Origin of the sequence: Rhodococcoides trifolii, from assembly GCF_014635345.1 — a bacterium.
Classification (GTDB): Bacteria; Actinomycetota; Actinomycetes; order Mycobacteriales; family Mycobacteriaceae; genus Rhodococcoides; species Rhodococcoides trifolii.
The window spans coordinates 331,917-356,462 of record NZ_BMCU01000003.1; the positions used below are offsets into that span (position 1 = coordinate 331,917).

Here is a 24,546-nt window from a genome sequence, read left to right on the forward strand (position 1 = left end):
AGTCACCCCGCCGACGGTGCGAGGAAGCCCACGCGGTCGTAGACCTGAGCGAGTGTCGCCGACGCGATGGACCGCGCCCGCTCGGCGCCGTCGGCGAGAATGCGGTCCAGCTCGGCCGGGTCCGCGAGGAACTCGTCGACCTTCGCCTTGAGCGGCACCACGAACTCGGTGAGGACGTCCGCCGTGTCGGATTTGAGATCGCCGTATCCCTTCCCCTCGTAGTTCTCCACCAACGTCTGCACGGGGGTGTTCGACAGTGCCGACTGGATGACGAGCAGGTTGCTGACGCCGGCCTTCTCCACCGGATCGAATCGAATCTCCCGCTCGTTGTCGGTCACGGCCGACCTGATCTTCTTGGCCGAGACCTTCGGCTCGTCCAGGATGTTGATCAGTCCGGCCGGGGTCGATGCCGATTTGCTCATCTTCGACGTCGGGTCCTGCAGGTCGTAGATCTTGGCGGTCTCCTTGACGATGTGTCCCTCGGGCACCACGAACGTCTTACCGAACCGAGAGTTGAAGCGCTGAGCGAGATCTCGCGTCAGTTCGAGATGCTGACGCTGATCCTCGCCGACCGGCACCAGCGCCGGGCGGTAGAGAAGGATGTCGGCGGCCATCAACATCGGGTACGCGAACAGGCCGACGCTGGACTGCTCGGACCCGTTCTTGGACGACTTGTCCTTGAACTGCGTCATGCGGCTCGCCTCACCGAAACCAGTGATGCAGTCGAGGACCCACGCGAGCTGGGCGTGCTCGGGAACCTGGCTCTGCACGAACAGAGTGGAGCGGGACGGGTCCACACCGAGCGCCAGAATCTGCGCAGCGGCGATGCGCGTGCGCGCGCGCAACTGCTTCGGCTCCTGAGGGAGCGTGATGGCGTGCAGATCGGGAACGAAGTAGAAGGCGTCGAAATCGTCCTGCAACGCCACCCACTGGCGGAGCGCACCCAGGAGATTCCCCAGATGGAAGGAATCAGCGGTGGGCTGAATACCGGACAGAACACGAGCGCTCGACATGGTTACCGATCATTCCATGCACCCGGGCTCAGGCCGTCCCCGCGGCTCGTTCCAGCACCGGCGTCAGTCGGTAGGTCACCAGCTCGCGCATCGCGATGGCCATGTTGGTCCGCTCGACACCCGAGATGTCGAGAATCAGCCCCGCGATGCGATACAGATCGTCCGCGTCGACCGCGACGATCCGCACCAGAAGGTCGGACGCCCCGGAGAGCCCGAACACCTCGACGACCTCGGGGATCGCGGCCAGGGCGGTCGTCACGGCGGACAGACGATGCTGATCGACGCGAATGGTCACGAACGCCAGCAGTGGGTAGCCCAGCGCACTCGGGTTCACGCGCCGGTCGATCGAACCCAGTCGACCACCGGTGTCCCACTTGGCGAGTCGCGACTGCACGGTGTTGCGGGCCAATCCGAGGGAGTGCGCCAACTCCACCCCCGAGGCCCTCGGTTTCTCGGACAGTTCGAGGAGGAGGCGAGCGTCGGTCGCGTCGAGTTCCGGCATGGTCGAAGTGTGCCAGTCGGGGACAGCTCGAGGAATCGCACAACAAAACGGACGAACAGCAGGACAACCGACAAACCGACCGTTACGCTCGGTCTGTGTTCCATATGGGGGATTGTGTCGGCTTCATGGGCAGCCGACAAGCGTTATGACTCTTTCCGCCGACACCGCACGCGGATACGCCGACGTTCTCGCCGAGATCCTCGACGTGCCGACGGTGCCGATCGACGCCCACTGGTTCCACGATCTCGGCGCAGACTCGTTGATCATGGCCCGATTCTGCGCACGTGTGCGCGACCGTGCCGAGCTGCCGGACGTCTCGATGCGCGACGTCTACGACACGCTCACCGCCACCGCCCTGGCGGCGCGGACGCGTCCGGACGCGCTCGGATCGCCGCCGGACCGGGCCGACCGAGTTCCCGCGAACGTTCGAGCTGCCGCGGAAGTGGAGCCGGATCCCGGCCGAGCCGGCACGGCCGAGTACTTGTTCTGCGCCGCAGCGCAACTGACGATCTTCGTGGCGTACGTCGTGGTCGTCGGCTGGGTCGCGTCGCTCGGATACGACTGGGTCACCGGCGCGTCCGGGCCACTCGGGTACTACACGCGGTCCGTCCTGGCGGGAGCCGTCGCCTTCGCGGCGATGTCGGCCGCGCCGATCGCGGCGAAGTGGTTGCTGATCGGCCGCTGGCGCGAGGGCAGCATTCGCATCTGGAGTCTCGGTTATCTGAGGTTCTGGACGGTGCGCACTCTGATCAGAACCAACCCGCTGGTTCTTCTCGCGGTCGGCTCGCCGCTCTACACCTTCTATCTGCGCGCCCTCGGTGCACGCATCGGCACAGGTGTCGTGATTCTCTCGCGGAACGTTCCCATCGCCACCGATCTGCTGACGATCGGAGACGACACCGTCGTTCGCAAGGATGCGATCGTCCTGGGCTACCGCGCTCGAAGCGGCCGCGTGGAAATCGGGCCGGTGACCCTCGGCCGAGACGTCCTCGTCAGTGAATCCACCGTCGTCGACATCGGATCCTCGATGGGCGAGGGCAGTTCGCTGGGACACCAGTCGAGTTTGCACGGCGGCCAACACGTTCCGTCCGGGGAGACCTGGGCCGGCTCACCGGCCGAGAGATCGACGATGGACATCCGGCTCGACGGACCACATGCGAATCGACGCCTTCGCCGCATCCGCTACTCGGTCGCCCAATTGTTCTTCCTTCTGGCCGTGTACCTTCCGCTGTTCGTGGGCGGAGCGGACGTCTTGCTCTCCATGTTCCCCACCGTCGAAGCCCTTGCCTTCGACGACATCTCACTCACCTCCGCGGCGTTCTACGTCGAGGCGCTCGAGATCTCCGCCGTGTGGTTCTTCGGAGTCTTCTTCGGCGGCCTCGTGGTGGTGGCCGTCGTGCCGAGACTGCTCTCCCCGGCGGTCGAGGTAGGCAAGATCTACCCGCTCTACGGGTTCCACTACACGGCGGCGCGGACCATTGCCCGGTTGACGTCGGTCAAGTACTACCTCTACCTGTTCGGTGACAGCTCGTACGTCCTCGGCTACCTGCGGTGGGTCGGATATCGCATGCGCCGAGTTGCCCAGACCGGGTCCAACTTCGGCACGGCGGTCAAGCACGAGAATCCGTTCGCGACCACCGTGGGCAGCGGCACGATGGTCGCCGACGGCCTGTCCATCATGAACGCCGAATACAACGCGGTGTCGTTCCGTGTATCGCCGGTTCGGATTCCGGCCGACAGCTTCATCGGAAACCGAATCGTCTATCCCCCCAACGGTCGAATTGGCGAAAACTGTTTGCTGGCAACCAAAGTCATGGTTCCGGTGGACGGTGCGGTCCGGTCCGGCGTCGGGCTGCTCGGTTCACCGAGTTTCGAGATCCCGCGCACCGTCGAACGCGATCACCGCTTCGACCACTGGACTCGCGGGGTGGAGCTGCATCGCCGACTCGTCTCGAAGAACAGACACAATCGGCGCAGCATGGCACTGGCGGTGTTGGCGCGGTGGGCCTATTTCTTCGGAGTCACGGTGCTCACCACCGTCACCGCTCTGCAGATTCCCAGATTCGGTGCGTTGGCCTTCGCGGGACAGGCACTCGGGTTCCTGATCTTCACGACGCTGTGGTTCGTCGTTCTCGAGCGCGCCGGGGCACGATTCCGGCGCCTTCGACCCCAGTTCTGCTCGATCTATCACCCCGACTTCTGGCGCCACGAGCGGTACTGGAAGTTCGTCGTGCCCGACTGGGACCGCACGCTCGGCGGCACGCCGTGGAAGAACCTCGTGTCGAGAATGCTGGGCGTGACGATGGGCCGACGAGTGTTCGACGATGGGTGCTCCATCACCGAACGCACGCTGGTCACGCTCGGCGACGACGTCACGCTCAACGGGCACAGCGTGATTCAGTGTCATTCGCAGGAGGACGGCACGTTCAAGTCCGATCGTGTGACGATCGACGATCGAAGCACCCTCGGCCTCGCTGCCTTCGTCCACTACGGAACCACGATCGGAACGGACGCGCGTCTGTCACCGGACAGCTTTCTCATGAAGGGCGAGCAGGTGCCTCCCGGCACGGTGTGGGCGGGCAATCCCGCGATGCAGGTCGCCGACGGACGCGACGCCACCGAGCGCTTCTGGCGGGGGGTGATCGACCGCGGCGGCGTGACCGCCGTTCCTCGATGGTCGCTGCCGTCCGCCCCCGTCGGGGTCGACTCCACGTCGGTCGAACTGCCGCGCGCTCTCTCCGACGTCGCGCTGTCCACGAGAACCGCCGAGCGAACGGTGCTGCTCGCGGCGCACTGCGCTGTGCTGGCGGCGATCACGCGCCAGTCGTACGTCTCGACTGCGTATCACGTCGAATCCGTGGGCGAGACGGTCCCGTTCGCCGTCGACACCGCCGACGCCACGTGGCGAGAACTGATCCACCGTGTCGACCTCACCCGCGAACGCGCGGAGAGGTTTTCGAAGCACACGGTCGACGCAGGTCCCGTCACGGATGCGGCGTTCGACGGAGACGACACGATGCCCACCGTTCCCGGCGGGGCCGTTCTCGTCCTGGGGCACTCCGGTAACACACTCCGGCTGCGGTTCCGCACCGAGGCGTTGAACGCGAGCGCGGCAGCGCGCATCGCCGGGTACCACCACACCGCGCTCACGCTGATGTCGACCGATCCGGACACCGACCTCGCTGCGTCGACCCTCCTCTCGCCCGCCGAGCTCGAGCTGCAGCTCGGCGGCATGGCAGGCGAGTCGAAAGCACTGCCGGACAAACGAGTTCACCAGCTCATCGAAGAGAGAGTGGATCTGAGCCCCGACGCCGTGGCGGCGACCTCGGGCGAGGAATCGTGGACCTATCGCCGGCTCGACGCCGCGGCCAATCGCATCGCAGCCGGGTTGCGCGCCTTCGATGTCGAATCGGGCGACGTCGTCGCGGTGGCCACCGAACGAACGCTCGGCTGGCTGGCGACGGTGCTCGCGGTATTCAAGGTCGGCGCCGTGTACCTCCCCGTCGAGCCGCACTTCCCGACCGATCGCATCGCGTCCACCCTGGAACGAGCGGAGTGCAGGGTCGTTGCCGTCGAGGGACGCGGTTCGAGCACCGTACGAGAAGCGGTGGTACGCGTCGGCGCGGCGACCGTGTGCATCGACGCCGCGACCCTGCCTCCGTCCGAGTCCGAGCTCGAGCAGTGGGCGGCGTTGCGGCCCGACGTGGCGGTCTCCGCCGATGGACCTGCCTACATCTACTTCACCTCCGGGTCGACGGGACTGCCGAAAGGCGCGATGTGCGAGCACGCCGGCATGGTCAATCACATTCTCGCCAAAATCGACGACCTCGACATCGCAGACGGAGCGGTGGTGGCCCAGACGGCGCCCCAGTGCTTCGACATCTCGCTGTGGCAACTGCTGGCCGGACTGATGGTCGGTGGCCGAACGGTTCTGATCCCGCAGGACGTCATCCTCGATGTCGAGCGCTTCGTCGACACCCTCGGGAGCGCGGAAGTTGCCGTTCTACAGGTGGTTCCGTCGTACCTCGACGTCGTGCTGACCTACCTCGAATCGGCACCTCGGGCGCTGCCGCACCTTCGATGCGTCTCGGTGACGGGTGAGGCCGTGAAGAAGGACCTGACGCGACGGTTCTTCTCCGTCACGACGGGCATCACCATGGTGAACGCCTACGGACTCACCGAGACGTCCGACGACACCAATCACGAAGTGATGCACGACGTTCCCGAACGCGACCGGGTCCCGTTGGGCCGGCCCATCCGAAACGTGCGTATCTATCTCGTCGACGACGCGCTGGCCCCGGTCCCCCTCGGCTCGCATGGTGAGATCGTATTCTCGGGGGTCTGTGTCGGCCGTGGGTACGTCAACGATCCGGAACGCTCGGCACTGGCCTTCCTGGACGATCCACATCGACCCGGCGAGAGACTCTATCGCAGTGGCGATCTCGGTCGCTGGTTGCCCGAGGGCAAACTCGACTTTCTCGGTCGTCGTGACACTCAGGTCAAGATCAGGGGCTACCGGATCGAGATCGGCGAGATCGACAACGCTCTGCTCCACGTCCCCGGAATCCGGGACGGCGCCGTCGTGGTCGCCGAGTCCCCCGACGGTGGCGCGCACCTGGTCGCGTTCTACACGGCGACGGAACCGATTGCGCCGGACTATGTTCGAAGCCGGCTGTCGGATACCCTGCCGCACTACATGGTGCCGGCAGCGCTCCATCCCTGCGACACCCTGCCGCTCACGGCCAACAGCAAGATCGACCGAAAAGTGCTGACCGTTCGGGCTACGGAGCTTCTCGGAGCAGACCGCCGGACCGAGGCTGCGAGCGGTGTCGAGCACTCTCCGTCGCAGCGTCGCATCGCCGAGGTCTGGGCACGGATTCTCGGTGGCGACGCGAGCCGTTTCGAACCCACCGACAGCTTCTTCGACAGAGGGGGAACGTCCTTGTCCGCAGTCAAACTGGCCATCGCGCTCGGGGACGGCATCACCCTCGCCGACATCAAGGAGTGCGCCACGCTCGCCGATCTGTCCGCACTGGTGTCCGCACCGGCCTCTACGAACGGTGCGGCGACGTGACCGTGCTCGCCGCCGATCGCGTTGGCGTGACCGAGTGGATCACCAAGCATCGCAACGACGTTCGTGACGCGCTGGCCGAACGCGGCAGCATCGTGATTCGAGGCCTCGCTGCGCCGGGGGCGGATCAGGTCACCGAGGCGCTGTCGGTCCTGGGCGCCGCTCCGACCACCGACCGGGAGCCGTTCGCACACCGACGCCGCTACGCGGACGGTGTGTACTCGTCCACGACCTGGCCTGCCGGACAAGCGATGTGCATGCATCACGAGTCCAGCTACTCGCTCGACGTGCCCACACTGCTGCTGTTCTCGTGCCGTACGCCGCCGGAGTCTGGCGGTGCACTGGGGCTCGCCGATTCCGCCCGGGTACTACGAGCTCTTCCGCGACGGCTGGTCGAGCGGTTCGGTCAGCAGGGGTGGATCCTGCGCCGCGCCTTCACCGGTGAGATCGGAGCCTCGGTGGCCGAGGCGTTCGGCACGAGCGACCGTGCCGACGTCGACCGGTACTGCCGCGCCAACGCAATCGACGCACGGTGGACCGGCGCCGTCCTGCATACCAGCCAGCACCGCTCCGCAGTCGTCCGGCATCCCGCCGACGGGATGCTCTGTTGGTTCAATCAGGTTGCCTTCCTGAGCGAATGGACCATGGACGCCGACGTACGTGAGTTCGTCGCCGACGCCCACGGGCTCGATTCGCTGCCGTTCTCGACGCGGTACGGCAACGGCGACCCCATCGAGGAGGATGTCATCGACACCATTGCCGGTGTGTACGACGAGCACACCGAACGAGTACCGCTCAGCGCCGGAGACCTGGTGGTGGTCGACAACGTACGGACGGCGCACTCACGCGAGGCGTACACCGGCGACCGCGACGTCGTCGTCGGCATGGGTGCACCCCTGCGCCACAGCGGAATCGGCGACCGGTCGTGACCACCGTGGAAGGCGACGGCATCGGCACGTTCTCGGTGATCTCGGGCGCCCAGGTCAGCGCTGTCCTGACCGGCCGCGAGCAGGAGGTCGTCGACCTGATCGGCGACACCTACCGCGCGCACGGCGAGGGTGCGACGGTCAATCCGCCCTCGTATTTTCTTCGTTTCCCCGACCGGCCCCGGTCGCGCATCATCGCGCTGCCGGCGTCCATCGTCGGCGGGCGTCGCCGGGTGGACGGAATCAAATGGATCTCCAGTTTCCCCGACAACGTCGCCGCCGGGATTCCCCGCGCCTCGGCGGTGCTGATACTCAACGACGTCGAGACCGGTTATCCCTTCGCCTGCCTCGAGAGCTCCATCATCAGTGCCACCCGCACCGCTGCGTCGGCCGCGCTCGCCGCGGACGTGCTCACCCGAGGGCGCGTGCAGCGGCCCAACCGAATCGGTTTCGTCGGAACAGGATTGATCGCCCGATACATTCACCGCTTCCTGGCGGCAACCGGGTGGGACTTCGATTCGGTGGGCCTCTACGACGTGGCGCCGGAGGGCGCGGCCGCATTCCACGGGTACCTCGACGGTGCCGGCGAAACCGGAACGGTCACCGAACACACCAGCGCGCGCGATCTCATCGCCGCCAGCGACATCGTCGTGTTCGCCACGATCGCCGCCGCTCCGCACGTGCACGATCCGGCGTGGTTCGGCCACAACCCGCTGGTTCTGCACGTGTCGTTGCGCGACCTGTCGCCCGAGATCGTGCTGGCGTCGACCAACGTCGTGGACGACGTCGATCATTGCCTCAAGGCCGACACGTCACCGCATCTCGCCGAGCAGATGGTCGGTCACCGAGATTTCGTCCACGCGACCCTGCCCGACGTGTTGTCGGGGTCCGTGTCCGTTCCGGTCGGCCGCCCGATCGTGTTCTCTCCCTTCGGACTGGGCGTACTCGATCTCGCCGTCGGCGCGTTCGTCCACGATGCGCTGGCTCGGACCGGCGACCTGAACGTCGTCGAGGACTTCTTCCACGAACGCCGTCGATTCGGCTGAGGCCGCACCAACTTTCACGAGATCGGGAACCTGTCATGACCGTCATCACCTCTCCCTACGAGTACATCGAGAACGACCTTTACGTCGACCTCTCCGCCATGGTCGACTCGTCCCTCTACCTCAAGTGCGAAGGCTTCAACTTCGCCGGCTCGGTCAAGTTGAAACCAGCCCTGGCGATGGTCGAAGCCGCCGAGCGAGAAGGGCGTTTGACACCGGGATCCACCCTGGTCGAATCCTCGTCCGGCAACCTCGGGGTGGCGATCAGCGTCATCGCGGCGAGCAAGGGTTACCGGTTCGTCTGCGTCACCGACCACCGGTGCAACCGGGCAACCGAACGTGCCATGACGGCACTGGGCGCGACGGTTCAGGTGATCACCGAACCCAACCCCGTCACCGGGTTCCTCGGCGCACGGATCGACCGCGTGCGGGCACTGTGCGCATCGGACAGCCGGTACGTCTGGCTCGACCAGTACGCGAACGAGAACAACTGGCTGTCCCACTTCACTCTCACCGCGCCGTCCATCGCCCGTGCGTTTCCCGATGTCGACGTCGTGTTCATCGGCGCGGGCACCACCGGCACCCTCATGGGGTGCGCGAGGTGGTTCGCGGGGTGGAACGAGAACGTGCGCATCGTCGCGGTCGACAGCGTCGGATCGGTGACCTTCGGAGGCCCTGCAGGGGTCCGGATGATCCCCGGACTCGGCACCAGTATCCGCCCCGACATGGTCGACGAATCGGTGATCGACGACGTCGTGATGGTCGGTGAACCGGACACCGTGCGGATGTGTCATCTCCTCGCTCGTCGGGGTTTCCTGTTCGGTGGGTCCACCGGAACGGTGGTCAGCGGCGCGGTGCGCTGGCTCGACGAGCACGACTCGCACGATTTGAAGTGCGTCGCCATCTCCCCCGACCTCGGCGAGCGGTACGTGGACACGATCTACCGGAGCGACTGGGCCTCGGCGATCCTGGACCAGGAAGTGCATGCCGCCGTCGGGGTGCCGGTATGACCTGGCCCGGCATCGGCACCCTGGTGCCGATACCGAAAGACGTTGTCGCACCGAAGGAAGTGGCCGCCGAACAGAGTGCTCCGACCCCCCTCCCGCGGCGGGTGTCACCTGTCGCGGACGCCGCACGGACGTGCGGTGCGGCGGCGTGGATCCGCCGGGTACCGATCGCGGCAGTCTCGGCCGCCGTCGCACTCGGCGTGTACCTCCTCGTCGGCCCGGCGTTCGCGATCGGTGCCTTTGCCGCGACTGCGCTCGTGTCCGTGGTGCTCGTGTCGGGCGTTCGAGCGTCACAGCACAAGCTCACCGAGTCCGACCCGGCTACGCGAATCACGCGTCGTCTCGGGGTCACGGCTGTCGAGATGCGCGCGGCCGAACCCACCGTGGCGTTGGCGCTTCTGAAGGTGGCTGCCGATGTACGCCGAGAACCCACCGTCACGGTGGTCCAGCTGTCCCGCCAGAGCGCGTGCGACATCACCGTCGATCTGCACACCGCGATGACGATCATCGGTGACCCTCGGCGGCGTCACGATGTCACACCGGGCAGCCCGATCACCCCGGACCCGCGAGTGGGTGAGCCACTTCTGCGCAGCCTGAGAGCTCCGGCGCTCGGCTTGGGCGACATCGAGGTCCTGCTGACCACGACAGGCGTGTCGATTCTGGTGATCGAGACGGCGAGCGCACGATGGCCTCAGATCGTTCGAGTCCGAGATCAGCTCGAGGCGATCGGCTCGCCCCTACGTGCGGTGGTCGTCTGGACCGGCCGCATCCCCGCCGACCCGTCTCACAGCTGGGACGAGGACTTCTCCCGCTGAGCCAGGATCACGGCGACGGTGAGGACGACCAGTCCGAGCACACCGAGAACGGCACCGGCCGCCGCGGGCGCGGTGTATCCGTAGCCGGCAGCGATGACGAGGCCGCCGATCCAGGCGCCGCCGGCGTTCGCCAGGTTCAGCGCAGCGTGGTTCAGCGTTGCCGCCAGCGTCTGTGCGTCGCCCGCGACATCCATCAACCGTGTCTGCAGCCCGGGGATCATGGCCGAGCACGAGACACCGATGAGGAACACGAAGAGCAACGCGGTGACCGGGTTGTGGGCAGCGAAGACGAAGCCCACGAGAACGGAGACGAGCGCGATCATGCAGACGAACAGTCCCGGCATCAGAGCCCTGTCGGCGATGCGACCGCCGAGGACGTTGCCGACGACCATGCCGAGCCCGTAGATCATCAAGGCCACCGGGACCGCGCTGCGCGGCAGGCCGGACACGTCGGTCAACGTCGAGCTGATGTAGGTGTAGACGGCGAACATGCCGCCGAATCCGACCATGCCGAACAGGAGCGTCATCCACACCTGCACACGGCGCAGCGCACCGAGTTCCTTGACGGGGTTGCTCAGGTGCAGTCCGTCCAGACGCGGGACCAGCTTCCACAGCGCCGCAACGGTCACGAGGCCGATCCCCACGACCACGGCGAAGGCCGAACGCCAGCCGAAGCTTTGTCCGATGAAGGACGCCGCAGGTACGCCGACGACGTTGGCCACCGAGAGCCCCATCATCACCATCGCAACGGCTTTGGCCCTGTTCCCCGGTTCGGCGAGGTGCGCTGCGACCAACGCCGCGACACCGAAGAACGCACCGTGCGGAAGGCCGGCGACGAACCGCGCCGCGACGAGCGTTCCGTAGGACGGGGCCAGAACGGTGGCGAGGTTGCCGATCGTGAAGGCGACCATCAGCCCGATCAGCAACGTCTTGCGCTCGACCCGGGCCGCGAGGGCCGCGATGGTGGGCGCACCGACGACGACACCGAGTGCGTAGGCGGAAATGAAGTGGCCGGCGACCGGTTCGGTCACCCCGACGCTTGCGGCCATCTCGGGAAGAAGGCCCATCGAGACGAATTCCGTGGTGCCGATTCCGAAGCCGCCGAGAGCAAGCGCGAGCATCGCGCCTCGCCTACTCCGGGACGTGACGTCCGTGGAGGCGACAACGTCGCGCTCGACAACCTGGGTCATGACACTTTCTCGATTCAGTAGGCAGAGCAACCATTGTCTTACCCATGGCCGCCCATTCACGAATCGTGGCGCCGTGATTCCACTCACGGCACGCCTCGGCTAATATCGCCGCCAAGGTCATGAGTGCCAGCATCGAGCCCCGGCTTGCTGGCCGGCAACCCTCCAACCGCGGTGGGGTGCCCCGGGTGATTGACCGGGTTACTCGATCGACCCGATCGAGAACAAGCGCGGGTCCGGACGCCGGGCCCACTGACCGGGTGCTCTTCCCGAGCGCCCATCGGAGGTTCATTCCATGTGTAGCTGTCCCCGATAGGCCCCGACACCACATTCTTCTCTTCCCGACACCGTCGCCCCCGAGGCCACGGTGTCGAAGCGACCTCGAAGGACATTCGACAATGACCGACACCTTCCCCGACGACGCTGCACTCGAAGACCCCACCGCGAACTGGAGCTTCGAAACCAAGCAGATCCACGCCGGGCAAACTCCCGACGCCGCGACGCACGCCCGTGCGCTGCCGATCTACCAGACCACGTCATACACGTTCGACAACACCGATCACGCCGCTGCGCTCTTCGGACTCGCCGAGCCGGGCAACATCTACACCCGCATCATGAACCCGACGCAAGACGCCGTCGAGCAGCGCATCGCTGCCCTCGAAGGCGGAGTCGCGGCGCTGCTCCTCGCCTCCGGCCAGGCCGCGGAAACCCTCGCCATCCTCAACCTCGCACAGGCGGGCGATCACATCGTCTCGAGCCCGCGCCTGTACGGCGGAACGTACAACCTGTTCCACTACACGCTGCCCAAGCTCGGCATCACGGTGTCCTTCGTCGAGGACCCCGACGACCTCGAGCACTGGCGGGCCGCGGTCCAACCGAACACCAAGGCGTTCTACGGCGAGACCATCTCGAATCCGAAGAACGACATCTTCGACATCCCGGGCGTCGCAGACGTCGCGCACAGCGTGGGCGTGCCGCTCATCGTCGACAACACCGTGGCCACCCCCTACCTGATCCAGCCGTTGAAGCACGGCGCGGACATCGTGGTGCATTCGGCCACGAAGTACCTCGGCGGGCACGGAACCGCAGTGGCCGGCGTGATCGTCGACGGCGGCACGTTCGACTGGACGCAGGGGCGCCACCCGCAATTCACAACCCCCGATCCGAGTTACCACGGCGTGGTGTTCGCCGAGCTCGGAGCACCCGCCTTCGCGCTCAAGGCTCGGGTGCAGTTGCTGCGCGACCTCGGCGCCGCCGTGTCGCCGTTCAACGCCTTCCTCATCAGTCAGGGAATCGAGACGCTCAGCCTGCGTCTGGAACGGCACGTGGAGAACGCGGTCAAGGTCGCGAACTACCTCATCGGGCGCGACGACGTGGTGACGGTCAACTACGCCGGCCTTCCGTCGTCACCGTGGTACGAGCGCGGTCGGCAACTCGCCCCGAAGGGTGCCGGCGCAATCGTCGCGTTCGAGCTGACCGGAGGGGTCGACGCGGGCAAACGGTTCGTCGATGCGCTCACTCTGCACAGTCATGTCGCTAACATCGGAGACGTGCGTTCTCTCGTCATCCACCCCGCGTCCACGACCCACTCGCAGCTGAGTCCCGAGGAGCAGCTCGCGTCCGGTGTCACTCCCGGTCTCGTGCGGCTGGCCGTCGGTATCGAGGGCATCGACGACATCCTCGCCGACCTCGACGGCGGATTTCGCGCCGCCTCGAGCGCGGCCTCGGTCGGTGCGGCGGCGTCTTGACCCTCAGTTCCACTCCGGTCGCTCGTCCGGCGGCGTTTCCGCCGCCGGACGGGCGTCTGGGCTTCGTCGACATCGGCACGGTCGAGCTCGAGAACGGGGAGACCATCCCCGATGTGTCGATCGCAGTGCAGCGGTGGGGCGAGGTGTCGCCCGATCGAAGCAACGTCGTTCTGGTCGAGCACGCTCTGACGGGCGATTCGCACGTACACGGTCCGGCAGGTCCGGACCATCCCTCGCCCGGCTGGTGGAACGCTGCCGTCGGTACTGGCGCTCCGCTCGACACCGACGAGTGGTGCATCCTGGCGACGAACGTACTCGGTGGGTGCAGTGGTACTACGGGGCCCAGTTCGCTTGCGCCGGACGGTAATCCGTGGGGATCGCGCTTCCCCGCCATCTCCATTCGCGATCAGGTGACCGCCGAGCGACAGCTCGCCGACGCGCTGGGCATCGCGAAGTTCGCGTCCGTCGTCGGTGGTTCCATGGGCGGCATGCGCACGCTCGAATGGATCGTCGGCCATCCCGACCGCGTGGCCTCGGCACTCGTCCTCGCAGTCGGTGCACGCGCGTCGGCCGATCAGATCGGGACGCAGACCACCCAGATCGCGGCCATCACGAGCGATCCGAACTGGCAGAACGGCGACTATCACGGCACGGGCCGGTTGCCCGAGGCCGGACTCGGCATCGCCCGGCGGATCGCGCACCTGACGTATCGCACCGACCAGGAGTTGGAAACCCGCTTCGGCAACCGGTCACAGCAGTACGAGAATGCCCTGGACGGCGGCCGGTACGCGGTGCAGAGCTATCTCGAACATCAGGCAGCCAAGCTGGTCGGCCGTTTCGACGCCGGCACCTACGTATTGCTCTCCGAGGCGATGAACCGGCACGACGTGGGCCGCGGACGCGGCGGCGTCGAAGAAGCGCTGCGGGCGACGACGGTTCCGACGGTGGTCGGGGGGGTCGACTCCGACCGCCTGTACCCGATTCGGCAGCAGCAGATCATCGCCGACGCGCTCCCGAACTGCGAGGGCCTGAACGTCGTGCTGTCCCGAGACGGTCACGACGGATTCCTGACCGAAGCCGTTCCCGTGGCGTCGATGCTCGGCCGGACCATGGACCTGGCGCGGGGCGAACTGGCCCGGTCCTGAATCAGCCCGTACCCAGAGGGTCGATCGAGATCGACAACCACACGATCGCGCCACCGACGGCGGCGAGTGACACCGTGTCGAACGCACGGGAGCGCACGGCCAGAATGCCGACGCGGTCCGACGGAAGACACAACCGAAGCAGTGCCGCGAACACGATGGCGACACCGAACAGCAACGATCCTCGGCGCCACCGGTCCGCCAGGACGAGCACGGCCGCCGCCGCCATGATCGCCAGCACCATGACGACCGGGATGCTGCGGCCGACCACGCCCTGACGCCTCACAGCTGAGGTTCTGCCCGTTCGACCACGTTGGTCAACAGGAATGCGCGCGTCAACGGTCCGACGCCACCCGGGTTCGGGGACAGAAAACCCGCCACCTCGGCGACATCGGCGGCGACGTCCCCGCGCAGTCCGGCGTCGGTGCGGCTCACGCCCACGTCGATCACCGCGGCACCGGGCTTGACCATGTCGGCAGTGATCAGATCCGGAACCCCGGCCGCCGCGATCACGATGTCGGCCCGAGAGACCTCAGCGGCCAGATCGCGAGTTCCGGTGTGGCACAACGTCACTGTTGCGTTCTCGCTGCGGCGCGTGAGGATCAGCCCCATCGGCCGGCCCACCGTCACGCCACGTCCGATCACCACGACGTGTGCGCCGTCGATCGGGACCTCGTATCGGCGGAGCAGGTGCACGATGCCGCGCGGAGTGCACGGCAGCGCACCGGTCGCGCCCAACACCAGTCGGCCGAGGTTGACCGGGTGCAGACCGTCGGCGTCCTTCTCGGGGTCGACGCGCTCGAGAGCACGGTTCTCGTCGAGGTGTTTCGGCAACGGCAGCTGCACGATGTAGCCGGTGCACGCAGGATCGGCGTTGAGTTCGTCGATGACGGCGTCGAGTTCGTCCGACGACACGTCGGCGGGGAGGTCGCGTCGAATGGACTCGATACCGACTTTCGCGCAGTCGTTGTGCTTACCGCGCACGTAGGCAGCCGAGCCGGGGTCGTCCCCGACGAGAACGGTGCCCAGCCCGGGCGTGATGCCCTGCTCGCGCAGCGCAGCGACCCGCGCGGTCAGATCGACGAAGATTTCGTCGCGGGTCAGTTTGCCATCGAGTCGCAGCGCGGTCACGGGACGAGTTTTTCACATGGCACTCTGGACCGGTGTTTCGACTGATGTTCCACCAACCGTGCATTCCGCAGAACACCGGAAACGCGATCCGCTTGGCTGCCGTGACCGGGTGCGAACTGCACCTGGTGCGCCCGCTGGGATTCGATCTGTCCGAGCCGAAACTGCGCCGGGCAGGGTTGGACTACCACGATCTTGCGTCGGTGACCGTGCACGACGACCTCGAGTCGGCGTGGACTGCACTGGCCCCGGATCGTGTGTTCGCCTTCACCGCACACGCCGACACCTCGTACGCGTCGCTCGAATACCGGCGGGGAGACGTCCTGCTGTTCGGTCCCGAGCCCACCGGGCTCGCTCCGGAAGTGTTGAGCGACAGCCATGTGACGGACCGGGTGCGCATCCCCATGGTGCCGGGCCGCCGATCGCTGAACCTGGCGAACGCCGCCTCGATCGTCATGTACGAGGCGTGGCGCCAGATCGGCTTCGACGGCGGAGTCTGACCGCCGCTGCTGACGGTCATCGGAAGTCTCGGGACCGCAGAATCACTCGCAGATCCAGTGCCTCGAGCTGATCGGCCACCACCGTGACCGCGCCCTCGGCGTTCTGCACCTTGCCTCGCACGAACAGCGCCGTGGACAGCTGCGCAAGCTTGCGGTACTTGGACCACAGGCCGATCGAGCACACCACGTTGACCATTCCCGTCTCGTCCTCGAGGTTGATGAACGTGACGCCGGCGGCCGTCGCGGGACGTTGTCGATGTGTCACCGCCCCCGCCACCAGAACCCGGTCTCCGTCGGTGACGCTCAGCAGACGGTTGGCCGGCACCACCTTCATCTCGTCGAGCCGTGAGCGCAGGAACTGGGTGGGGTAGGTATCGGGTGAGACTCCGGTTGCCCAGATGTCGGCGGCGGCCAGCTCCCACGCGCTCATACCGGGAAGCGACGGTGAGCGTGTGGACGCACCGAGCCCGGGCAGCCGATCGGGCCGTTCCGCCGCGGCGGCTCCCGCCGCCCACAGCGCTTCTCGGCGCGTCACCCCGAAACAGGTGAGAGCACCGGCCGTTGCCAACGATTCTGCTTGCGCCACGGACAGTTCGATCCGGCCGGTGAGATCGAGGAAGCTCGTGAACGCACCGCCGGTCGCGCGCGCGTCGACGATCCTCTCCGCCAACGGCTTCCCGACGTTGCGTACGTCCGCCAGGCCGAGGCGTACCTCGTTTCCCCCGGCTTCGACCGTCGCCTCGGCGAGGCTGGCGTTCACATCGGGTCCGTGGACCGGCACACCGTGCCGTCGCGCGTCGGCGACCAACGACTGCGGCGAATAGAACCCCATCGGTTGTGCGCGCAGCAGTCCGGCACAGAACGCCGCCGGATGGTGCAGCTTGAACCAGGACGAGTAGAACACCAGCGCCGCGAAACTCTGCGAATGGCTTTCGGGGAAGCCGAAATTGGCGAAGGCGTAGAGCTTGTCGAAGATTCGGTCCGCCTTCTGCCCGGTGATGCCGTGCAGGTCGCGCATGCCGTCGTAGAACCGGCTGCGGAGCCGTTCCATCTTCTCGGGACTGCGCTTGGATCCCATTGCTCGACGGAGCTGATCTGCTTCGGTTGCCGAGAACCCGGCGACGTCCACCGCCATCTGCATGAGCTGTTCCTGGAACAGCGGCACCCCCAGTGTGCGTTTGAGGGCGTTCTCCAGAGACGGATGATCGAAGGTGACTTCTTCGAGTCCGTTGCGACGCTTGACGTACGGGTGCACCGAGTTGCCCTGGATGGGTCCGGGGCGGATCAGCGCGACCTCGACGACGAGGTCGTAGAACTCGCGGGGCTTGAGCCGAGGCAGCGTTGCCATCTGCGCTCGCGACTCCACCTGGAACACGCCCACCGAGTCCGCACGTTGCAGCATCTCGTACACCGCGATCTCGGACAGGTCCAGCTGCGCCAGATCGACCGTGATGCCCTTGTGCTCCTCGACCATGTCCATCATGTAGTGCAACGCCGAGAGCATTCCGAGCCCGAGCATGTCGAACTTGACCAAACCGACTGCGGCACAGTCGTCCTTGTCCCACTGCAGAACGCTCCGGTTCTCCATCCGTGCCCACTCGACCGGGCACACGTCGGCGATCGGACGATCGCAGATCACCATTCCGCCGGAGTGAATTCCGAGGTGGCGCGGGAAGTTCTCGATCTGTGCGGCGAGATCGAGCACCGGCGCAGGAATGTCGTTGTCGACCTTCGGATGCCCTTTGCTGGACCACCGATCGATCTGCTTGCTCCACGCATCCTGCTGCCCCTGCGAGAAACCCAACGCGCGAGCCATGTCTCGCACCGACGACTTGCCGCGGTAGGTGATCACGTTCGCGACCTGCGCCGCGTAGTCCCGTCCGTACTTGGCGTAGACGTGCTGGATCGCTTCCTCGCGGCGGTCCGATTCGATGTCGACGTCGATGTCGGGTGGCCCGTCCCTCTCCACGGACAGGAAGCGTTCGAACAACAGCGCATTCTTGACCGGATCGACGTTGGTGATGCCGATGGCGTAACACACGGCGGAGTTCGCGGCCGACCCTCGACCCTGGCACAGGATGCGACTCTCTTTGCAGAACGTGACGATGTCGTGGACGACGAGGAAGTACCCGGGAAAGTCCAACCCCTCGATCGTGCGCAACTCGTGCTCGATCTGCCGATAAGCGGCCGGATTCGACTGCGGCGGACCGTACCTGACTTCTGCGCCGCGCAGGGTGATCTCGCGCAGCCAACTGATCTCGGTGTGCCCCTCCGGTACGTCGAAGGGCGGTAACTGCGGAGCGATCAGATGCAGATCGAACGCACAGTCTCGGCCGAGCTGCGCTGCTGCCGCCACCGCACCGGGATATCGCGCGAACAGCGTCTCCATCTCCGCCCCGGATCGCAGATGCGCCCCGCCCAGAGGTGCCAACCATCCCGCTGCATCGTCGAGGCTGCGCCGAGCGCGCACGGACGCCATGGCCATCGCGAGCCGGCGCCGGCTCGGTTCCGCATAGTGCGCTGCCGTGGTGGCAACCGTGAGCAGGTCCAATTTCCCGGCAAGGTGCGCGAGAACGTCGTTACGCTCGTCGTCCTCGGGAACGCCGTGCCGTGTCAGCTCCACCGCCACCCGATCCGATCCGAATCGGTCGACGAGCTCCGCGAGGGCCCTTTCGGCCCCGACCGAACCGTTCTCGGCCAGGGCCCGGCGCACACTTCCCTTGCGGCACCCGGTCAGGATCTGCCAGTGCCCGCCCGCGGCGTCGGTGAGCCGATCCAGGTCGTAGCGGAGCTTGCCCTTCTCTCCGCCGGCCATGTGTGCAGTCGCGATTTCCCGCGACAGCCGCCGGTACCCCTCCTGCCCGCGGGCGAGAACCAGCAGATGGTCGCCACCGGGATCGGGTGTTCCGGTGCGCGGATCGGAGAACCCACCGTTGCCCAGCGAGAGCTCCGATCCGAACACCGTGCGCATGCCGAGCTCACGCGCGGCTTCGGCGAAACGCACCACGCCGTACATGCCGTCGTGATCGGTGAGGGCGATGGCTTCCAGACCCAGCCGGGCCGCTTCCTCGACCATCTCCTCGGGCAGGGAGGCACCATCGAGGAAGCTGAACGCCGAATGGGCGTGCAGTTCTGCGTAGGGCACGGACACGGGTTCGTTGGGTTCGACGGAACCGCGATACTCCGCCCGTTTGCGGGACCAGGCCGGACTGTCACCGCCGTCTCCCGCCAGCGGATCGACGACTCGGCCGGGACGACCGGACAGAACGCGTTCCATCTCCGTCCAGGTCGGAGGACCGTCGTTCCACCCCACCGAGCACCACTTTCCTGATGTGTTCGAACACTTGTTCCCATTAGACACCGCGGCACCGACACGCAGCAATCTCGTCGGGTAGTAGTGGAGCCATGACAACCCCACACGTCACCGTCGTCGGTGCAGGAATCGCCGGAGCCGCGTGCGCAGTCGCGCTGCGCGACGCCGGCCTCGCGGTCCGCATCGTCGACCGTGGCAGGGCGCCGGGTGGACGCATGGCCTCCCCCGAACTGCACGGCAGACGGGTCGACACCGGCGCCGGGTACTTCACCGTCAAGGACGACGGTTTCGCCTCGATCGTCGACGGCTGGGCGAAGGCCGGCCTGGCGCACGAGTGGACGGACACGTTCGGCGTCGTCGCGGCCGGTTCCGACCCGGAGACCAAGACCGGCCCGATGCGCTGGGCCACGGCGAACGGATTGCGGTCGTTGGTGCGATCTCTCCTCGACGGGTTCGACGTCGTCACCGAGACCATCGACCACCTTCCCGACGGTGACGTGGTGATCGCGATGCCGGACCCTCAGGCAGCACGACTCGTCAGCGTTCCGGATGCGGTCGACTACGACCCCGTCATCGCCGTTGTTGCCGAATTCGGCTCGCGCGCATGGCCGTTCGAGAATGCGGCGTTCGTCAACGATCACCCCGACATCAACTTCGTCGCCGACGACGGTGCGCGTCGCGGAGACGGTGCGCCGGTTCTGGTCGCACACACCACGGCGGAGCGGGCAGGTAAGCATCTCGACGACCCGCAGAGCGCGATCGACCCGGTTCTGAGGGCACTGAAAGACGTTCTCGACGTGGCCGATCCCGTGTGGACCCACGCCCACAGATGGACGTTCGCCAAGCCCGCGGCACAGCACGAGTCGTCTTTCGGGTACTCGAGGGAGAACGGGCGAATCATCGGTTTCGCCGGCGACCAGTGGTGCCCCAGCGGTTCTCCGCGCGTCGAAAGCGCCTGGATGTCCGGTACCGCGTTGGGAAAGCAGATAGCTGCAGACACTTAGGATTATCGGCATGACACGCTGGGCCGCATTCGCCGTCGGACGTAAATGGTGGGTACTGACCACTGCCGTTCTGATCGTCGTGATCAGCGGCATCTGGGGTCTCGGCGTCTTCGGAAAACTGGGGTCCGGCGGTTACGTCGACCTGAACAGCGAGTCCGCGCAGGTCGCGCTGAAGGTGGCGGATCTCGGAACGGCCACTCCCGACATCGTTGCCATCTACAAGGCCCCCGACGGGCAGTCGCTCGAGTCGATCGGCAGCGCCGTCGAGCAGACCTTGAACACGTTCCAAAGCGACATCGAGCCTGCCAAGGTCACGTCCTATTGGACCGCCACTGCCCTCGAGAAGCCGCTACTGGTCTCGAACGACGGCACCATGGGTCTGGCAGCGATCACACTCGGCGACAACACGGGCGTCACGCTCGCAACGTTCGGCGATCTGCTGACCAAGCTCGAGGTCCCAGGTGTCCAGGCCGAGTTCGCGGGACAGTCCGTCGTCGCCGTCTCGTTGAACACCACGCTGCAGGACGATTTGGTGCGCGCCGAATTGATCGCCATTCCGATCACGTTGATCCTGCTCGTGTTCATTTTCGGCGGTCTGGTCGCTGCCTTGGTTCCCGTCGTCGTCGGAGCCCTGTCCGTTCTGGGCGCACTGGCGGTTCTGCACGCCTTCACCTATTTCACCGACATCAGTTCCTTCGCCATCAACGTCGCCTCCCTGCTCGGGTTGGGCCTGGCGATCGACTACGGATTGTTCATCGTCAGCCGGTTCCGGGAAGAACTCAGAACGGGGGCCGACCCGTCCGAGGCCGCGATCCGAACCGTCCTCACCGCCGGGCGGACCATCGCGTTCTCGGGGTTGCTGCTGATCTGCGCGTTCGCCGGAATGCTGGTCTTTCCGCAGGCGATCATCCGTTCGCTCGGGTACGGCGCCATGGCCGCGGTAGCGTGCGCCGCGATCCTGTCACTGACCGCGGTCCCTGCCGTTCTGGCCATTCTGGGCCACCGCATCAACGCGATCACGTGGTCCCGCACGGCGTCCGATCGAGGCGAGGAACGCGCTCAGAGATTCTGGGGCGCCGTGGTCACCCGGGTGATGCGCCGTCCCGTCGCCGTCGCCACCGTCATCGTCGTAGGCCTACTGGTGCTGGCGTTCCCGCTGCTCGGGGTGAAGCTGGGTGATGCTTCCTACAAGGCGCTACCGTCCAGCGATCCTGCGCGTATTGCCTTCGAGACACTGGCCGCGGACTTCCCCAGCACGGGCGACGGTGCCGTCGTCGTGCTGCAGGGCGACGGCACGCGGCCCGACGGCGCAGCCATCAGCGCTGCGACCAACGAGATGAGAGCTGTCGAGGGCGTGAACAGCGTCCAATTCACTACGGCGAAAGACGATTTCGTCGTTCTCCAGGCGATCTACAGCGAAGGCGCCGACCAGGCTGCAACCCAGGACGTGGTGCGAAGCCTGCGCGCTCTGCAGGCGCCGGCAGGCACCGACATCGAAGTGGGCGGCAGCGCAGCACTCCTGCTCGACAGCAACCACGCCATCACCACGTGGCTGCCGGTGATGATTGCCATCATGGTGATCTCCACCCTGGTGTTGCTGTTCCTCGCGTTCGGCTCGGTGGTGCTGCCGGTCAAGGCCGTTCTGATGGCGGCGCTGAGCATGGCGTCCACGTTCGGCGTGTTGACGTTCGTGTTCCAGGAAGGCCACGGTGCGGGTCTGCTGGGCGTTTCACCGGCACCGCTGGAGGCGACGTTCGTGGTGCTCATCCTCGCCGTCGTGTTCGGATTATCGACGGACTACGAGGTGTTCCTGATGTCCCGGATGGTCGAGGCTCGCAATCAGGGCGCCAGCACCGAGGAAGCGGTCAAGGTCGGGACGCAGCGGACCGGCCGCATCGTGACGGCGGCGGCTCTGATCCTGATCATCGTGACCGGCGCGTTCACCATTTCCGGTCTGTCGATCATGCGATTCCTGGGCGTCGGCATGATCCTGGCGCTGATCATCGACGCCACGATCATCCGCATGCTGCTGGTTCCGTCGCTGGTCAAACTCATGGGTGACGCCAACTGGTGGGCACCGGCGTGGATGAAGCGCATCCACTCCAAGGTGGGCATCGGTCACTAGCTTACTTTGGAGTAAGTTGTCGCCATGAGTGGCGGGAAGGCCGGAGGCCGGTCGGAGACGAACGTGTTCGTGACCGGTGGGACAGGATTTCTCGGTCGAGGAGTGCTGGCGCAGCTGCTCGAGCGAGCACCCGACGCCCACGTCCACGTGCTGGTGAGGGCGGCCTCCGCCTCCCGCGTTCCCTCGGACCCTCGCATCACCGCCGTGATCGGCGACCTCACCGCACCCGGCCTCGGACTGTCTCCCGGCGACCTACCGGATCGACTCGACCACGTGATCCACCTCGGCGCCGTCTACGACCTGCGCGCCGGCGAGGAACAGGCCGCCACCAACGTCGACGGAACCCGCGCCGTGATCGACGTGGCCCTGGCCACGGGCGCCACCCTGCACCACGTCTCGACCATCGCCGTCGCCGGTGACACGACGGGAACCTTCCGGGAATCGGATTTCGAACGCGGACAACAGTTCCCGACGCCGTATCACCGCACCAAGTTCGAGGCGGAGAAGCTGGTGCGAGAGAGCGCCGGACTCACGTGGCGGATCTATCGCCCCTCGGCGGTGGTCGGCGATTCGGTGACGGGCGAGATCGACAAGATCGACGGTCCGTACTACCTGTTCGGGATGATCGCTGCACTCGCAAAGTTGCCCAAGGGTTTTCCGATGGCCGTCCCGGCCCTGGGGTCCACGAACATCGTTCCGGTGGACTACGTCACCGCAGCGATTGCCGCACTGGCCCTCGAGCCCGGTCTCGACGGACGGACATTCCACTTGGGTTCGGCTCGGCCGCAACAGATTCGCGACGTGTATTCCGCTCTCGCCCGCGCCGCGGGCGCCCCGGATGCGCGCGCAAACCTGCCGGGAAAACCTGCAGACGCCTTTCTGCGGTCGAGGAATCCGCGCGTGGCGGCGGTGCGCAAGGTCGCGCTGCGTCAATTCGGGATTCCTTCGGTGATGGCCGACAAACTCACGTTTCCGTTCGACTTCGACACCAGCGAGACGCGAGATGCACTGCGCGGAAAGGCAATCGACGTACCGGACTTCGGCTCCTACGCTCCGGCGCTGTGGGCCTACTGGACCGAGAATCTCGATCCTCTCCGCGCACGTCGGCAGAATCCGGCGGGGCCACTGATGGGGCGCCACATCCTCGTCACCGGCGGGTCGTCCGGCATCGGCAGAGCGACGGCCATCGCCGCAGCACGCAAGGGCGCCGTCCTGTTTCTGCTCGCTCGCAGCGGTGACGAGTTGGAGAAGACCGTGCAGGACATCAGGGCGTTCGGCGGAACGGCGTACGGGTACGTCTGTGACATCACCGATTCCGAGTCCGTCGATTCGACGGTGAAAGCCATTCTGGCGGAACACGATCACGTCGACATGCTCGTCAACAACGCCGGGCGATCCATCCGTCGATCGTTGCTGCGCTCCACCGATCGGCTCCACGACTTCGAACGAACGATGGCGGTGAACTACTTCGGGGCGGTCCGGCTGATTCTGGCGCTGCTCCCCCACATGACCGAGCGAAAATACGGCCACGTCGTCAACATCTCCAGTGCCGCCGTTCAGGGGCACACGCCGCGGTTCGCCGCGTACGTGGGCAGCAAGTCCGCCTTGGACGGGTTCACCGAAGTAGCCGCAGCCGAGACCCTGGGCGACGGCATCACGTTCACCACCATTCACATGCCGCTCGTGGACACGCCCATGATCGCACCGACCGAGGACGGCAACGCCGGGCCGATCGCCACACCGGAAAAGGCCGCTGCCATGGTGATTCGGGCTCTGGTCGAGCGACCCAAGCGAATCGACGTGCCGTTGGGCACCCTCGGTGAGTGGGGAGCGATGGTGAACCCTCGCGCGAAGGACCGCGTGATGCATCAGTTCTTCCGTGCGTTCGACGACTCGGCGGCCGCGAAGGGTGAGGCTTCCACCGACAGTAAGTCGGCGAAACCGGTGCACGCCAAGGAGATCAAGGTTCCCAAACTGGCACGCCGTCTGGGTCGCCTGGTGCCCGGCACACACTGGTGACGA

At 66.2% G+C, this 24,546-nt stretch carries 17 protein-coding genes and 1 riboswitch; of the genes, 11 read left to right on the forward strand and 6 right to left on the reverse strand.

Features of this window, described 5'->3' with window-relative positions:
* Positions 1 to 2 precede the first annotated feature (2 nt).
* Together trpS and IEW02_RS14820 are read right to left on the reverse strand one after the other, a co-directional pair.
* Positions 3 to 1,013 carry a tryptophan--tRNA ligase gene (gene trpS / locus IEW02_RS14815; protein WP_188545619.1) on the reverse strand — a complete coding sequence of 337 codons (1,011 nt, stop codon included), beginning with the start codon at positions 1,011 to 1,013 and terminating at the stop codon, positions 3 to 5.
* Between the two features lie 28 nt (positions 1,014 to 1,041).
* On the reverse strand, positions 1,042 to 1,515 hold the full coding sequence (locus IEW02_RS14820; RefSeq protein WP_188545620.1) for an Lrp/AsnC family transcriptional regulator: 474 nt from the start codon (positions 1,513 to 1,515) through the stop codon (positions 1,042 to 1,044).
* Between the two features lie 145 nt (positions 1,516 to 1,660).
* On the opposite strand from IEW02_RS14820, the gene IEW02_RS25130 reads away from it, so the two are divergent.
* From IEW02_RS25130 to IEW02_RS14850, 5 genes are read left to right on the forward strand one after another with little or no spacing between them, the layout of a single operon-like run.
* Positions 1,661 to 6,589 carry a Pls/PosA family non-ribosomal peptide synthetase gene (locus tag IEW02_RS25130; RefSeq protein WP_229746047.1) on the forward strand — a complete coding sequence of 1,643 codons (4,929 nt, stop codon included), beginning with the start codon at positions 1,661 to 1,663 and terminating at the stop codon, positions 6,587 to 6,589.
* Positions 6,586 to 7,515 carry a TauD/TfdA family dioxygenase gene (locus IEW02_RS14835; RefSeq protein ID WP_188545621.1) on the forward strand — a complete coding sequence of 310 codons (930 nt, stop codon included), beginning with the start codon at positions 6,586 to 6,588 and terminating at the stop codon, positions 7,513 to 7,515. The genes IEW02_RS25130 and IEW02_RS14835 overlap by 4 nt, the downstream gene beginning before the upstream one ends.
* Positions 7,512 to 8,558, forward strand: a complete 1,047-nt coding sequence (gene sbnB / locus IEW02_RS14840) for a 2,3-diaminopropionate biosynthesis protein SbnB (RefSeq protein WP_188545622.1) — start codon at positions 7,512 to 7,514, stop codon at positions 8,556 to 8,558. The genes IEW02_RS14835 and sbnB overlap by 4 nt, the downstream gene beginning before the upstream one ends.
* A 35-nt stretch (positions 8,559 to 8,593) precedes the next feature.
* A complete protein-coding gene (sbnA, locus tag IEW02_RS14845) occupies positions 8,594 to 9,565 on the forward strand; it encodes a 2,3-diaminopropionate biosynthesis protein SbnA (RefSeq protein ID WP_188545623.1) in 972 nt (323 codons plus the stop codon).
* Entirely contained in the window at positions 9,562 to 10,377 is an 816-nt protein-coding gene (locus IEW02_RS14850) for a hypothetical protein (RefSeq protein WP_188545624.1), read from the forward strand. Before sbnA ends, IEW02_RS14850 begins: the two co-directional genes overlap by 4 nt.
* Here the strand turns inward: IEW02_RS14850 and IEW02_RS14855 are convergent.
* Entirely contained in the window at positions 10,347 to 11,567 is a 1,221-nt protein-coding gene (locus IEW02_RS14855) for an MFS transporter (protein WP_188545625.1), read from the reverse strand. The two genes, IEW02_RS14850 and IEW02_RS14855, sit on opposite strands and share 31 nt — an antisense overlap.
* 115 nt (positions 11,568 to 11,682) lie before the next feature.
* A riboswitch (SAM riboswitch) is annotated at positions 11,683 to 11,801 on the forward strand.
* Between the two features lie 161 nt (positions 11,802 to 11,962).
* On the opposite strand from IEW02_RS14855, the gene IEW02_RS14860 reads away from it, so the two are divergent.
* Positions 11,963 to 13,312: a bifunctional o-acetylhomoserine/o-acetylserine sulfhydrylase gene (locus IEW02_RS14860; RefSeq protein WP_188545626.1), complete on the forward strand. Its 1,350-nt coding sequence runs from the start codon at positions 11,963 to 11,965 to the stop codon at positions 13,310 to 13,312.
* A complete protein-coding gene (gene metX, locus IEW02_RS14865) occupies positions 13,309 to 14,457 on the forward strand; it encodes a homoserine O-acetyltransferase MetX (protein ID WP_229746048.1) in 1,149 nt (382 codons plus the stop codon). The genes IEW02_RS14860 and metX overlap by 4 nt, the downstream gene beginning before the upstream one ends.
* Before the next feature lies 1 nt (position 14,458).
* On the opposite strand, the gene IEW02_RS14870 is transcribed toward metX, so the two are convergent.
* Both IEW02_RS14870 and IEW02_RS14875 read right to left on the reverse strand, forming a co-directional pair.
* Positions 14,459 to 14,698, reverse strand: coding sequence for a DUF3017 domain-containing protein (locus tag IEW02_RS14870; RefSeq protein ID WP_188546137.1), 240 nt, complete (start codon positions 14,696 to 14,698; stop codon positions 14,459 to 14,461).
* Positions 14,699 to 14,736: 38 nt separating this feature from the next.
* The gene (locus IEW02_RS14875; RefSeq protein WP_188545627.1) at positions 14,737 to 15,585 is read right to left on the reverse strand and encodes a bifunctional methylenetetrahydrofolate dehydrogenase/methenyltetrahydrofolate cyclohydrolase; all 849 of its coding nucleotides are present in this window, start codon (positions 15,583 to 15,585) and stop codon (positions 14,737 to 14,739) included.
* Positions 15,586 to 15,617: 32 nt separating this feature from the next.
* Here IEW02_RS14875 and IEW02_RS14880 point away from each other — a divergent pair, with 32 nt between their 5' ends.
* Entirely contained in the window at positions 15,618 to 16,082 is a 465-nt protein-coding gene (locus IEW02_RS14880) for a tRNA (cytidine(34)-2'-O)-methyltransferase (protein WP_188545628.1), read from the forward strand.
* A gap of 16 nt (positions 16,083 to 16,098) precedes the next feature.
* On the opposite strand, the gene IEW02_RS14885 is transcribed toward IEW02_RS14880, so the two are convergent.
* Positions 16,099 to 19,395 carry an error-prone DNA polymerase gene (locus IEW02_RS14885; RefSeq protein WP_188545629.1) on the reverse strand — a complete coding sequence of 1,099 codons (3,297 nt, stop codon included), beginning with the start codon at positions 19,393 to 19,395 and terminating at the stop codon, positions 16,099 to 16,101.
* A 92-nt stretch (positions 19,396 to 19,487) separates the two neighbouring features.
* Here IEW02_RS14885 and IEW02_RS14890 point away from each other — a divergent pair, with 92 nt between their 5' ends.
* Genes IEW02_RS14890 through IEW02_RS14900 form a run of 3 tightly spaced genes read left to right on the forward strand, consistent with a single transcriptional unit; the run spans position 19,488 to position 24,543 of the window.
* Complete coding sequence (locus tag IEW02_RS14890; protein ID WP_188545630.1) at positions 19,488 to 20,399, forward strand: NAD(P)/FAD-dependent oxidoreductase; 912 nt, start codon at positions 19,488 to 19,490, stop codon at positions 20,397 to 20,399.
* Between the two features lie 10 nt (positions 20,400 to 20,409).
* Positions 20,410 to 22,524: an MMPL family transporter gene (locus IEW02_RS14895; protein WP_188545631.1), complete on the forward strand. Its 2,115-nt coding sequence runs from the start codon at positions 20,410 to 20,412 to the stop codon at positions 22,522 to 22,524.
* 24 nt (positions 22,525 to 22,548) lie between these two features.
* Positions 22,549 to 24,543 (forward strand): SDR family oxidoreductase, encoded by a 1,995-nt coding sequence (locus IEW02_RS14900; RefSeq protein ID WP_188545632.1) that lies wholly within the window; start codon positions 22,549 to 22,551, stop codon positions 24,541 to 24,543.
* Positions 24,544 to 24,546 lie beyond the last annotated feature (3 nt).